General features: G+C 59.2%; 13 protein-coding genes. 3 read left to right on the top strand and 10 right to left on the bottom strand.

Annotated features, from left to right (window positions below; all coding sequences use genetic code 11):
- Nucleotides 1-4 precede the first annotated feature (4 nt).
- The 5 genes from thrC to xerD all read right to left on the bottom strand — a co-directional run bounded on the left by thrC (nt 5) and on the right by xerD (nt 5250).
- Nucleotides 5-1414 carry a threonine synthase gene (gene thrC / locus BUE09_RS13390; protein WP_073301409.1) on the bottom strand — a complete coding sequence of 470 codons (1410 nt, stop codon included), beginning with the start codon at nt 1412-1414 and terminating at the stop codon, nt 5-7.
- 59 nt (nt 1415-1473) lie between these two features.
- Nucleotides 1474-2778 carry a homoserine dehydrogenase gene (locus tag BUE09_RS13385; protein ID WP_073301408.1) on the bottom strand — a complete coding sequence of 435 codons (1305 nt, stop codon included), beginning with the start codon at nt 2776-2778 and terminating at the stop codon, nt 1474-1476.
- Nucleotides 2779-2892: 114 nt separating this feature from the next.
- Complete coding sequence (locus BUE09_RS13380) at nt 2893-3390, bottom strand: GFA family protein (RefSeq protein WP_073301407.1); 498 nt, start codon at nt 3388-3390, stop codon at nt 2893-2895.
- Between the two features lie 109 nt (nt 3391-3499).
- Nucleotides 3500-4225, bottom strand: coding sequence for a thioredoxin fold domain-containing protein (locus BUE09_RS13375; protein WP_073301406.1), 726 nt, complete (start codon nt 4223-4225; stop codon nt 3500-3502).
- Between the two features lie 128 nt (nt 4226-4353).
- Complete coding sequence (gene xerD / locus BUE09_RS13370) at nt 4354-5250, bottom strand: site-specific tyrosine recombinase XerD (protein ID WP_073301454.1); 897 nt, start codon at nt 5248-5250, stop codon at nt 4354-4356.
- Nucleotides 5251-5434: 184 nt separating this feature from the next.
- On the opposite strand from xerD, the gene BUE09_RS13365 reads away from it, so the two are divergent.
- Nucleotides 5435-7279 carry a cation:proton antiporter gene (locus BUE09_RS13365; RefSeq protein ID WP_073301405.1) on the top strand — a complete coding sequence of 615 codons (1845 nt, stop codon included), beginning with the start codon at nt 5435-5437 and terminating at the stop codon, nt 7277-7279.
- Between the two features lie 140 nt (nt 7280-7419).
- Here BUE09_RS13365 and rplS read toward each other — a convergent pair whose 3' ends face one another.
- The 5 genes from rplS to ffh all read right to left on the bottom strand — a co-directional run bounded on the left by rplS (nt 7420) and on the right by ffh (nt 10935).
- Nucleotides 7420-7770, bottom strand: a complete 351-nt coding sequence (rplS, locus tag BUE09_RS13360; RefSeq protein ID WP_019342204.1) for a 50S ribosomal protein L19 — start codon at nt 7768-7770, stop codon at nt 7420-7422.
- Between the two features lie 44 nt (nt 7771-7814).
- Nucleotides 7815-8567 carry a tRNA (guanosine(37)-N1)-methyltransferase TrmD gene (gene trmD, locus BUE09_RS13355; RefSeq protein WP_073301404.1) on the bottom strand — a complete coding sequence of 251 codons (753 nt, stop codon included), beginning with the start codon at nt 8565-8567 and terminating at the stop codon, nt 7815-7817.
- Between the two features lie 5 nt (nt 8568-8572).
- A complete protein-coding gene (gene rimM, locus BUE09_RS13350; RefSeq protein WP_073301403.1) occupies nt 8573-9112 on the bottom strand; it encodes a ribosome maturation factor RimM in 540 nt (179 codons plus the stop codon).
- 4 nt (nt 9113-9116) lie between these two features.
- Complete coding sequence (gene rpsP, locus BUE09_RS13345; protein WP_003282953.1) at nt 9117-9368, bottom strand: 30S ribosomal protein S16; 252 nt, start codon at nt 9366-9368, stop codon at nt 9117-9119.
- Between the two features lie 187 nt (nt 9369-9555).
- On the bottom strand, nt 9556-10935 hold the full coding sequence (gene ffh, locus BUE09_RS13340; protein ID WP_073301402.1) for a signal recognition particle protein: 1380 nt from the start codon (nt 10933-10935) through the stop codon (nt 9556-9558).
- Nucleotides 10936-11175: 240 nt separating this feature from the next.
- Here ffh and BUE09_RS13335 point away from each other — a divergent pair, with 240 nt between their 5' ends.
- Nucleotides 11176-11976 carry a cytochrome C assembly family protein gene (locus tag BUE09_RS13335; RefSeq protein WP_073301401.1) on the top strand — a complete coding sequence of 267 codons (801 nt, stop codon included), beginning with the start codon at nt 11176-11178 and terminating at the stop codon, nt 11974-11976.
- 9 nt (nt 11977-11985) lie between these two features.
- On the top strand, nt 11986-13272 hold the full coding sequence (locus BUE09_RS13330; protein WP_073301400.1) for an HlyC/CorC family transporter: 1287 nt from the start codon (nt 11986-11988) through the stop codon (nt 13270-13272).
- Nucleotides 13273-13321: the final 49 nt, after the last annotated feature.

Genomic DNA, 13321 nt, shown 5'->3' with positions numbered 1-13321 from the left:
TCGCTTACAGCGGCTTGCCACGATTGCCATGTTCGCTGACGAAAGCCTGCATGGCTTTCAGATCGTTCTTCAGCACAGTGCAACGTTCCGGACGCTCGAACAGGTCAGCCAGATGCGCCGGCAATTCCAGCGCCTTGCCAACCCCGGCCTTTTCCACAGCCTCGGGAAATTTCACAGGATGGGCGGTACCCAGCGTTACCATCGGCGTAGCCAGACTGCGGCGGCACTCGCGTGCGGCATAAACCCCGATCGCCGTGTGCGGATCGAGCAACTCGCCGGTCTTGGTAAACACCTCGGCGATCGTTTTGCAGGTCTGTGCATCGTCTACGGCTAGCGAATCGAACAGCTTGCGTGCCTCAACCCAGCGCTCCTCCTCGACTGACAGCTTGCCGCTGGCCTTGAATGCACTCATCAGTTCGGCAACTGCAGCGCCGTTACGACCGTGCAAATCGAACAGCAGCCGCTCGAAGTTGGAGGACACCATGATGTCCATGGAGGGCGACAGGGACGGGTGCAGTGTGTCCTTGTCGTAGCGGTTGCCACTCATGAAACGGTGGAGGATGTCATTTCGGTTGGTTGCCACCACCAGCTGACTGATTGGCAGGCCCATGTTGCGCGCCAGGTAGCCTGCGAAAATATCGCCGAAGTTCCCCGTCGGCACAGAAAACGCCACCGAACGGGCCGGACCGCCTAGCTGCAGTGCCGCATGGAAGTAGTAAACAATCTGAGCCATGATCCGCGCCCAGTTGATCGAGTTGACCGCTACCAGCCGCGTGCCCTTGAGGAAACCTTGATCAGCGAAGCTGTCCTTGACCATTTCCTGGCAGTCGTCGAAGTTGCCTTCGATGGCGATGTTGTGGATGTTGTCGCCAAAGATGGTCGTCATCTGCCGACGCTGCACTTCGGAGACCCGGTTGTGCGGATGGAGGATGAATATATCGACGTTGTCGCAACGGCGGCAGCCTTCGATCGCTGCCGAGCCGGTATCGCCCGATGTGGCGCCGATAATCACTACGCGCTCACCGCGCTTGGCCAACACATAGTCCAGCAGCCGACCTAGCAGCTGCAGGGCAAAGTCCTTGAACGCCAGGGTCGGGCCGTGGAAGAGTTCGAGCACCCACTCGTTGCTGTCCAGTTGGCGCAGCGGTGCGACCGCACTATGGGCAAACACGCCGTAGGTTTCTTCCAGAATCTGCTTGAAGTCCGCATCCGGAATGCTGCCGGTAACGAACGGGCGCATCACCTTGAACGCCAGCTCGTGGTAAGGCAGCCCAGACCAGGACGCGATTTCTTCTACGGTGAAGCGCGGCAGGTTTTCCGGCACGTATAGACCGCCATCGCTGGCCAACCCGGCAAGCAGCACGTCTTCGAAATTCAGGGCGGGTGCCTGGCCGCGGGTACTGATGTAGCGCATTGTTCAAACCTACGTTGGACGCTGACTGCGGGCCGCCTGAGCAGCCCGACGTTGCTGAGTTAGTTCAATTGCTCGACACGAATCCGCACCACGTTGCCGACCACGTCGGCAAGCGCTTCAAGTGCGGCGATGGCATCGTCGATCCGCTGCTCGACCACCCGATGCGTGACCAGGATGACCGGGACCAGCCCGTCTTGCTCCTCGGCTTCCTTCTGCATGATCGATTCGATATTGATGCCACGCTCCGACAGGATAGTGGCGACCTGCGCCAACACGCCCGGGCGGTCCTTGGCCTGAATGCGTAGGTAATAAGCACTTTCGCAAGCGCCGATCGGCAGGATCGGATGAGCGGAGAGCGAATCCGGCTGAAAGGCCAGGTGTGGGACGCGGTTGTTCGGGTCGGTGGTCAGCGCACGGGCCACATCCACCAGGTCCGCCACCACAGCCGAAGCCGTGGGTTCCATACCGGCACCGGCGCCGTAGTAAAGGGTCGAGCCGACGGCATCACCGTTGACCATGACCGCGTTCATCACGCCATTGACGTTGGCGATCAGGCGATCAGCCGGGATCAGCGTCGGGTGGACACGCAGTTCTATCCCCGAGGCAGTGCTGCGCGCGACGCCCAAGTGCTTGATGCGGTAGCCCAGCGCCTCGGCGTAGTTGACGTCAGCCGTGGTCAGCTTGGAGATGCCTTCGGTGTAGGCCTTGTCGAACTGCAGCGGCACGCCGAAGGCAATGGACGCAAGGATGGTCAGCTTATGGGCGGCGTCTATGCCTTCGACGTCGAAGGTCGGATCGGTCTCGGCATAACCGAGCTCCTGAGCCTCCTTCAGTACATCTTCGAAGGTCCGGCCTTTCTCTCGCATCTCGGTGAGAATGAAGTTACCGGTTCCGTTGATTATCCCCGCGAGCCAATTGATCTGGTTACCCGCCAGCCCTTCGCGGATGGCTTTGATGATTGGGATACCGCCGGCAACCGAGGCTTCGAAGGCGACGATGACGCCCTTCTCCCGCGCCCTCGCAAAGATCTCATTGCCGTGCACGGCGATCAACGCCTTGTTCGCCGTGACCACATGCTTGCCATTCTCGATGGCTTTGAGCACCAGTTCGCGAGCTAAGGTGTAGCCCCCGATCAGCTCGACGACGATGTCGATCTCCGGGTTGTTGGCGACATCGAAGATATCGGTGGTAATCGGGGTATCACCGGTGTTGCACTTGGGGTTCGCATGACGAGCCGCAATCTGCGCGACCTCGATGCCACGCCCTGCACGGCGCGCGATTTCAGCTGCGTTGCGCTCGAGCACGTTGAAGGTACCGCCACCGACGGTTCCCAGCCCACAGATGCCAACTTTCACCGGTTTCAAGTTGCACTCCCCATTGCCAACGGACGGCCCTACACGACGGCCGAACAAAAGAGTCGCACATTACGAAGCGCGCGAGCTTTAGTCAAATCGACAGCGGCCAGGTAGGGGCAGTTGCTAGCCCGACGTGCCCTGCAACCCCAGGCGCTGATGCCACTGCGCAAGCGACTCATCAGGGTATTCATCGAAGCAACGGTCGTCAGGCCCTAGCTGAGGCTCGACCCATGACGCCTTTGAGCCCAGCATCAGGTGTGTCGACGCGGGCGGGCTCGGCAAGTCGCTATCGATTGCCGACGCATGTGGATGCACAAGGTCCGGCCAGTTCGGGTCCCACAACCAGAGTGCGCTGCCACACAGCTTGCAAAAATGACGCTGCCCATCGCTGATACGCACCGCGCCGGTTTCCGCATCGACCATCCTGGCCTGGTAGATGCTGAGGTTTTCGCGGCCCTGGACGCTCAGCGTCCGATGATCCCCACCCAGATTGATCGCATAGCCACCCGCCCCGGCCGTTTTGCGGCAGATAGAGCAATAACAGCGCATGAATGGATAGGGTTCGGCCGACTCCACAGAAAAACGAACGGCCTTGCAATGACAGGAACCTTCGAGCTTCATTTTGTCCACCTCCTCAATATGCCTTCTGGCTTTGAACACGAGGGGAGGAACAGTTCAGTTGTCATCAAAACGGACAGCCTCTTCGTGACCGAAGCGGCTGCCTCAGCGACTACTTGGCTTTCAGCGCAAGTTCGGCGAGCTGCGGCGCCGGCTGGTAGCCAGGGATGATCTGACCATCCGCGAGAATGATTGCCGGGGTGCCCTGCACACCGATCAGCTGGCCTAACTCATACTGCTCGGCGACCGGGTTGTCGCAGCTGGCGGCCGGCACATTCTCACGCGCCTTGGCCTTGTTCATCGCAGCCTGACGATCCTTTGCACACCATACGCTGGTCAGAGTGTTGGCAGCGTGACTGCCCATCCCCTGCCGCGGAAAGGCCATATAACGAACCTCGACGCCAAGACGGTTCAGCTCCGGCACCTCACTGTGCAGCTTCTGGCAGTAGCCGCAGTCGGTGTCGGTAAACACGGTGATATGGGTCTTCGGTTTTTCAGGCGAGAAAACCACCATCTTGTTGGTGGAAATCGCGTCAATCGCCTTCGCCACAGATTGGCTCTGAGCCTGCTCGGTCAGGTTGGTCGCCTGGCCGTCCTTGAACTGATACATATAACCCTGAATCAGGAACTGACCATCGGCGCTCGCGTAGAGCTGGCGCCCACCCTTGAGTTGAACCTGATAAACACCCTTCATGGGGCTTTCCGCAATTGCCTCGATGGGCATATCGGGCTGGAGGGCATTGAGCGACTCACGGATCGCCTGTTCAGCGTCGGCAGCCAGGGCAACGGAGCTGACGAGGCCTATGGCAACGGCAGCAAAGATACGATTCGCGCGCATGAAATCTCCTGGCGACTTCGATCGAAGGTAGGCCGGCAGATTAACATAGAGCCCTGTCATCCAGTGCAGGCGACAGGGCTTCGCTCATCCGCTTTGTGGCCTGCAGCGCATCTTCCAAAGCCAGCCGTTCAGCCGCGCGGATGATGCTGCGCGTGGAGCTCCTGCAGCCGCGCGCGGGCAATGTGCGTATAGATCTGGGTTGTGGACAGGTCGCTGTGACCGAGCAGCATCTGCACCGTTCGTAGATCCGCTCCATGATTGAGCAGATGCGTAGCGAATGCATGACGTAGCGTGTGCGGCGAGATGGATGCGGCGATTCCTGCCTGGCAGGCATGCAGTTTTATTCGGTGCCAGAACGCCTGTCTGGTCATCAGATCCCCGCGCCGGCTCGTGAACACTACATCGCCGGCCTTGCCGGCGAGCAGCTCGTCACGGGCGTCACGCAGGTAGCGCGCCAGCCAGTGCATGGACTCCTCACCCAACGGTACCAGGCGCTCTTTGTTTCCTTTACCGAACGTACGCAAGACGCCTTGGCGAAGATTGATCTGCTCAAGACGAAGGCCGATCAGCTCGGTGACCCGCAGACCGGTCGCATACAGCACTTCCAGCATCGCCCGATCACGCAGGCCCAGCGGATCGCCAACATCCGGCGCGGACAACAACGCCTCGACATCCGTCTCGGACAACACTTTGGGCAACGGCCGTCCCAGCTGCGGCAGATCAACTCGCAGCGTTGGATCGACCGTGATCAATCCTTCGCGCAGCAGAAATCGATAGAACCCACGAAGCCCGGACAACATCCGCGCCGTAGAACGAGCCTGATAGCCATTAGCTAGACGCCAGGCAAGGTGGTCGAGAATGACGTCCCGACCCGCATCGACCAGCCGCACATTGCGCCCGTCCAGCCAGCCGTTGAACAACGCCAGATCACTGCGATAGGCGTCGCGGGTATTGTCCGAAAGTCCCTTTTCGAGCCAAAGAGCATCGAGGAAACGATCGATAAGGGGGTCGTCTTGAGCCGGCATGCTGAGGGACACTGGAAGGAAAAAGGGGGCCAGTGTTCCATAGACCGCCCATACCAGCCAGCTGCCCCAGCCTCTCCTTGCAGACCTGTTTCAGTTAAGCGGTGTCAGATTAGATAGCCCGGACGCTGAGCTTGTCAGCTGAACGCCCTAGCTTGCCGCCCTTCCAATCGACGACCCGGTAACCATGACCGAACAAGACATCCTTGTCGCCCTCGCCGCGCTCGGCATCGCCTCGCTCGCTAGCCAATGGCTGGCATGGCGATTACGACTGCCTGCGATTCTTTTCCTCTTGCTGAGCGGAATCCTGGCCGGCCCCGTGCTCGGCTGGCTGGATCCGACTCGCCTGTTTGGCACCCTGCTATTCCCTTTGGTTTCACTGGCGGTGGCATTGATCCTCTTCGAGGGCAGCCTGACACTACGCGTCTCCGAGCTGCCCGGAATTGGCACGGTCGTGCGCCGCCTGATCGGCATCGGCGCGCTGACAACCTGGGGCGTGATCACCCTGTCCGCTCATTGGCTGCTTGGCTTCGACTGGGAACTGGCGTTGCTCCTGGGGAGCTTGACGCTTGTTACCGGTCCGACTGTGATCGTACCGATGCTGCGCGTGGTGCGCCCCAACGCAGTGGTTGCCAATATCCTGCGCTGGGAAGGCATCATCATCGACCCGATCGGCGCTTTGCTTGCGGTGGTGGTTTACAGCTTCATCATTACCCGAGGCACCGAAGCCGCCTGGACGCAAAGCCTGCAGACGTTCGGCGGGGTCCTGCTGTGCGGAACCGCGCTCGGCATAGCAGGAGGCTGGATCCTCGGCCAACTGGTGAAACGACACTGGCTGCCGGAATACTTGCAGAACCTGGCGACACTGGCATCGGTGCTCGGCGTGTTCGTCGCCGCCAATAGCTTGGTCCATGAATCCGGTCTACTAGCAGTCACCCTAATGGGCATCTGGCTCGCGAACATGCGCGATGTTGACGTTCGAGACATCCTTCACTTCAAGGAAAACCTGAGCATTCTGCTCATCTCGGGGCTGTTTATCCTGCTGGCAGCAATGCTCGATCTGACGGCACTGGTGGAGCTGGGGCCGGCAGTGTTGATCCTTCTGATGATCGTGCAGTTCGTGGCCCGACCGCTGGCGATCGCCCTGTGCACCTGGGGTTCGCAGTTAAGTTGGCAGGAACGCCTGCTGCTCGCATGGATAGCGCCCCGTGGGATCGTTGCGGCTGCCGTATCCGCAATTTTTGCGGTTCGCCTAAACGAAACGGGGCATGAGGATGCACTGTTGCTCGTGCCGCTCACCTTCGCCGTTATCATTGGCACTGTGGTACTGCAAAGCGCAACCGCCCGCCCCTTGGCGAGGTTGCTCAAAGTTGCAGAGCCCCCACCCAGTGGTTTTTTGATCGTGGGCGCCAATCCCGTTGCAAGAGCAATTGGTCGCGCGCTGAGCGAACAAGGCGTGAGAGTCATGCTGACCGACTCCAGCTGGGACAACATTCGCGCGGCGCGGATGGAGAATCTACCAACCTATTACGGAAACCCGGCCTCTCAACACGCCGAAAACCACCTCGATCTGGTTGGGCTCGGACACCTGCTGGCGTTGTCGCCTGTAGGCGAAATGAACACCCTTGCCGCCATGCGCTTCCGTCACGAGTTCGGCGTCGGTCGACTTTTTAACCTGGCAAGTACCCAAGAGAATCGACGCAGCGACAAACATCGACCCAGCGACGAACACCGAGGCCGTCCACTAGGCACGCCCACGCTGACTTACTCGCAGCTAGCGGGACGTCTAGGTCGAGGCGACTCATTCAAAAGCAACAAACTGACCGAAACCTTCGGCTGGCAGGAGTATCAGGCCCTAAATGGATCAGGCGCCGTCCTGTATTTCGCGATAGACAACCACGGCCATACACACGTATTCCACCCGGACGCTCGGATCAAGCCAGAGGCCGGCTGGACCTTGATTGCCCTGACCGACAACGCAGACGCTCATGCAGCCGTGAACAAATCCGAGCCGGGTCGTCCGATACCCTGAGAGCGCCAACACTTCCAGACCATGCGCACGGCACAGGCCGCGAGCAGCACGCCGCTCGCGGCCTGGCTATACAGCTAGGACAAACCAATCGCCCATAAAAAAAGCAGCCCGGAGGCTGCTTTTTCTGGGAAAAACTTTTCTCAGGAAAGCTTTTCCTTGATGCGAGCTGCCTTGCCGGACAGCGCGCGGAGGTAGTACAGCTTGGCTTTACGGACATCACCACGGCGCTTGACGCTGAGGCTGTCGACCATCGGGCTGTAGTACTGGAATGTACGCTCAACGCCTACACCATTGGAGATCTTGCGAACGGTGAAAGCGCTGTTCAGGCCGCGGTTACGCTTGCCGATCACGACGCCTTCGAAGGCCTGCAGACGCTCACGCTCGCCTTCCTTCACCTTGACCTGGACAACTACGGTGTCACCTGGGGCGAAGGGGGGCAGCTGCTTGGTCATCTGCTCGCTTTCAATCGCCTGAATAATCTTGTTGGTCATGCTGTGCTCCTGAGACAGGCCTTTCTGGCGTGCCATCGATACGTTTAACTATCGTCCCGCTGGCGGATGTATTCCGTCAGCAGCTTTTGTTCTTCCCCAGAAAGCGAGCGGCTATCCAGAAGATCAGCGCGACGTTCCCAGGTCCTTCCGAGGGACTGCTGTAAACGCCAACGCCGGATGTGTTCATGATTGCCGCTGAGCAGCACCTCAGGAACACGCTTATCCGCATACACCTCCGGTCGCGTGTAATGCGGGCAGTCGAGCAGGCCGTCGGTAAACGAATCCTTCTCAGCCGAATCAGCATGACCCAGCGCTCCAGGGAGCAGGCGGGTCACTGCGTCGATCAGCACCATGGCCGGCAATTCACCGCCGGACAGCACATAGTCGCCAATCGACCATTCTTCATCCACATGCGCTTCTATGAAGCGCTCGTCGATACCTTCGTAACGACCTGCAATGAGGATCAATCCTTCCTCACCCGCCAATGCACGGACGTCAGCCTGTTTGAGCTGCCGTCCCTGGGGAGAAAGATAAATCACCTTGGCCTTCTCACCTGCAGCATGCCGAGCATCTGCAAGGGCGAGCTCCAGTGGCTTGATCTTCATCACCATGCCCGGACCGCCCCCGAAAGGCCGATCATCGACCGTCTGATGACGATCTTCGGTATACGCTCGAGGATTCCAGCAATGCAGCTGGAGCAACCCCTGCTTTACTGCCCGGCTAGTGATTCCATATTCACTGATAGCAGCAAACATGTCCGGGAACAGACTGATCACATCGACACGAAGATTGGGCATGTTGACTAGAAGTCCGCATCCCATTCGACCCGCATCTCGCCTGCCTCCAGATCGACCTTCAATACACAGGGGTCGGTATAGGGCAGCAGGCGTTCGCGATCATCCAAGCTGCCGTCGAACGGCTTGACCACCAGCACATCGTTGGCGCCAGTCTCGAGCAGGTGATCGACCCGACCGAGCACTTGCCCAAGCTGGTTGATGACCGTCAGGCCCTGGAGCTGGTACCAGTAATAATCATCATCGTCGGTCAGCTGCGGCAATTCACTGCGCAGGATACAGATCTCGAAGTCCGCGTAGCTACGCGCCTCTTCCCGATCTGTCAGCCCCTTCAACGTAGCCACCAGGATCTTGCCCTGCAGGCGACCCTTGACCAACTCGACCTGCTTGACCTCGTCACCTCGCCTGAGCGTCCAGCGATGATAGTCGAGCAGATTGTCGATAGGATCGGTAAAGGAGTAGACCTTTACGTCACCACGCACGCCATGCACCGAAACAATTTTGCCGATAACAATCAGGTCTTCGGCCGGAGCAGACGTTGCGTTCATGTAATTAGGCAGCGGCCTTGGCAGCTTCCTTCAGCAACTGAGCAACACGCTCAGACGGCTGTGCGCCCTGGCTCAGCCAGTAAGTAGCGCGCTCCTGGTTTACAGAGAGCTTCACTTCCGCACCCGAAGCGATCGGATTGAAGAAACCGATACGCTCAACGAAGCGACCATCGCGCGGGTTGCGGCTGTTGGTCACGGTCAGGTGGTAGAAAGGGCGCTTCTTGGAGCCGCCACGGGCCAGACGAATAGTTACCATGTGAACATCGTTCCTGTAGTCGGTACAGCAAATCTGAATGCCGGGCTCAAGGCCCGAAAGGCCGCATATTCTAAGGATTATCCGGACTTTTGCAAATGGCTTTTTCAAAAACAACCGCAGGCCTCGCCAGCAGGCCTATCCAGCGTCAGCGGAGCCCGGCGCGGCATCCACTGATACCTTCGAAACATTAAAACTTGGGCATTCCGCCGCCGCCCGGCAACATGCCCCCCATGCCGCGCATCATCTTCGCCATGCCGCCTTTGCCACTGACCTTCTTCATCATTTTCTGCATTTGCTTGTGCTGCTTGATCAGGCGGCCAATATCTTGCACTTGCGTGCCGGAGCCCATGGCAATGCGACGCTTGCGCGAACCGCTGATGATGTCCGGGTTACGGCGCTCGACAGGCGTCATCGAATTGATGATGGCTTCCATCTGCTTGAACTGCTTCTCGGCCGCGCCCTGAGCATTCCCCATCTGCGATAGATTCATGCCGCCGATTGACGGCAGCTTGTCCATCAAGCCGCCCAGGCCACCCATGTTTTTCATTTGCTGAAGCTGATCACGGAAATCTTCCAGATCGAACCCTTTACCCTTCTTCAGCTTCTTGGTGAGCTTCTCGGCCTTTTCCCGGTCGAGCGTCTGCTCGGCCTGCTCGATCAAGCTGAGCACATCACCCATGCCGAGGATTCGAGACGCAATGCGGTCCGGATGAAAGGGCTCGAGCGCGTCGCTCTTCTCACCCATACCCAGGAACTTGATCGGCTTACCGGTGATGTGGCGCACCGACAGGGCAGCACCGCCACGTGCGTCACCATCGACCTTGGTGAGAACCACACCTGTCAGCGGAAGCGCTTCACCGAAAGCCTTGGCAGTGTTGGCCGCATCCTGGCCGGTCATGGCGTCAACCACAAACAATGTTTCAGCCGGCTTGATCGCCGCATGAACAGCTTGGATTTCGGCCATCATCTCCGCATCGATAGCCAGACGACCGGCGGTATCGACCAGAACCACATCGATGTATTTGAGTTTGGCCTCGCGGATGGCCGCTTGAGCAATCTCGACCGGCTTCTGACTGGTGTCAGACGGGAAGAAGGTCACGCCCACTTCCGCCGCGAGCGTCTCGAGCTGCTTGATGGCTGCTGGACGATAAACGTCGGCCGACACCACCAACACTGACTTCTTCTTGCGCTCCTTGAGGAACCTTGCGAGCTTACCAACCGTAGTCGTCTTGCCCGCCCCTTGCAGGCCCGCCATCAGCACTACCGCAGGCGGAACCACGCTGAGATCAAGGTCTTCGTTCGCCGCGCCCATCAGCTCTTCCAGCTCGACGCGGACGATCTTCACAAAAGCCTGACCGGGCGTCAGGCTCTTGGAGACCTCGGTACCGACAGCTCTGTCCTTGACCCTGGCGACAAACTCCTTGACCACAGGTAGCGCAACGTCGGCCTCTAGCAATGCCATTCGCACTTCGCGCAGGGTGTCCTTGATATTGTCCTCGGTCAGCTTGGCCTTGCCGGTAACATGGCGAAGCGTCTGGGAGAGGCGGTCGGTTAGGTTTTCAAACATGTGCCATTTCCACGCTGGATGTGGTTAAGGCACCGATTATAGAAGCTGCATGCCTCAGGCCGGTACCCCGCTATCAATGCTTTTCATCGAGCGGCCAGATCATGCCTGCCCTGGCCGTCGTCATCCGCCCGTTACGCACCTATAGACCGGCACCGTGGCGGTACCCGCGGCCAACCGCACACTTTTGTGCGTCCGACGTTTATGCCACACTCATCGCCTTTCGAGCCTACTAACAGACCTATGCACCCTTTGCTCCCGAGCCTAGCTGCCGCCTGCCTCTATGTCGGCGTCACCGGATACCAGGGCCTGCGCCTGGCGCAACGCACCGTGCCGGACAAGCGTCTGCTTCTTATGTTGGGCGCGTTGGCGCTCGCCGCACATGGCGTAAGCCTGTTCATCCAGCTGCTTTCACCGAGCGGCCTGCATCTGGACTTCTTCACCGCCTCGAGCCTGATTGCTGCCGCGGTAATCTTGCTGATCCTGCTCGCGCTTTACCGGATGCCTGTCGAAAATCTGCTGTTGCTGCTCTTTCCACTCGGCTGCCTGACCGTGCTGTTTGCCCAGTTCGCACCGTCCGGCACGCCACCGGCCATTGCCGAGCAGCCAGGCATACTGGCGCACATCCTGCTGTCGATCCTCGCTTACGGAATGCTCACGATTGCCGTGTTCCAGTCATTGCTGCTACTGCTGCAGGATCATCACCTCAAGCACAAGCACCCGTCCGGCCTGATCAGGAACTTCCCGCCGCTGCAAACCATGGAGAGCTTGCTATTTGGCTTCCTGCTGGCCGGCTGGCTACTGCTGTCGGCCTCACTGATTTCCGGCTGGATCTTCCTCGACAATCTGTTCGCGCAACATCTGGTCCACAAGACCTTGCTCTCAGTGTTCGCATGGGTAGTGTTCGGGCTGCTGCTGTGGGGTCGCCATCAGCTAGGCTGGCGCGGCTACAAGGCCATCCGCTGGACGCTGGCAGGCTTCTGCTTGCTGATGCTGGCTTACTTCGGCAGCAAGCTGGTCCGCGAATTCATTCTGCATATCTAGGACCACTCCGTGGAGAATCTACACCCCGGCTTTCTGGTCGGCATGCTGGTCGGTCTGCTGTTGTGCTCGGCATTCTTCTCCAGCTCCGAAACCGGAATGCTCAGCCTCAATCGTTATCGCCTGCGCCACCAGGCCAAGGAAGGGCACCGCGGCGCAAAACGTGCCAGCGCCCTGCTTGAACGCCCGGACAGGCTGCTTGGGACCATTCTGGTCGGCAACAACTTCGTCAACATTTTCGCCTCCGCAATTGCCACCGTGCTGGCAATCAAGCTGTGGGGTGAGGCCGGAATCGCAATCGCCACCATCGGCCTGACAATAATCCTGCTGATCTTCGGGGAAATCACCCCCAAGACCCTCGCCGCCCTGCGGCCTGAAGCCGTGGCCTATCCGGTCAGCCTGCCGCTGCTGATGCTGCAGAAGGTGTTGTATCCGCTGGTGGCAATGCTCAACTGGATCAGTAACGGCCTCCTCAAGCTGCTCGGCGTTGACCTGTCCAACAAAGGCACGGATAGCCTGTCCACGGAAGAACTGCGTAGCGTCGTGCACGAATCAGGCAGCGACATGCCGATGAAGCGGCAAAGCATGCTGCTCGGCATCCTCGACCTGGAAAGGGTAACGGTCGACGACATCATGATTCCGCGCAACGAAGTCGCCGGTATCGACCTCGAAGATGACCTCGAAACCATCGTGACTCAGCTGCGAACGACGCCGCACACGCGCCTTCCCGTGTTTCGCAAAGACATCAACCAGATCGAAGGCATCGTGCACATGCGCCAGATTGCACGCCTGCTCAGCCACGACCAGCTGACCCGGGAAAGCCTGCTGGAAGCCTGCAATGACCCCTACTTCATTCCGGAAAACACGCCTCTCTCCACACAGCTGGTCAACTTCCAGAAGCAGAAGCGACGCATCGGCATCGTCGTTGACGAATACGGTGATGTGCTGGGAATCGTGACACTGGAAGACATTCTCGAAGAGATCGTCGGTGAGTTCAGCAATCAGGATGCGTTGCGCAGCCCGGATATACATCCGCAGGACGACGGCACGCTGGTGATCGACGGTGCCGCCTACTTGCGCGAAGTCAACCGCGCGCTGGGCTGGCAGCTCCCCTGCGACGGCCCCAAGACACTTAATGGGTTGATCACCGAGGCGCTTGAGCACATCCCGGACAGCGGAATCTGCCTGCAAATCAACCAGTACCGGCTCGAGATCTTGCAGGCCGCGGACAACCGCGTCAAAAGCGTGCGCGCCTGGGTGATCGAGGAGACTGAGGATTCAAAGAGCGACGATCAATAAACCGACGTCACTTCAGCAAACTCAGGCTGGACAGTTACAGGATTGTATC

It is taken from the genome of Stutzerimonas xanthomarina DSM 18231 (assembly GCF_900129835.1).
Taxonomy (GTDB): Bacteria; Pseudomonadota; Gammaproteobacteria; order Pseudomonadales; family Pseudomonadaceae; genus Stutzerimonas; species Stutzerimonas xanthomarina.
The sequence above is the reverse complement of the archived record's forward strand: the minus strand, read 5'-3'. Positions and strand labels throughout refer to the sequence as shown.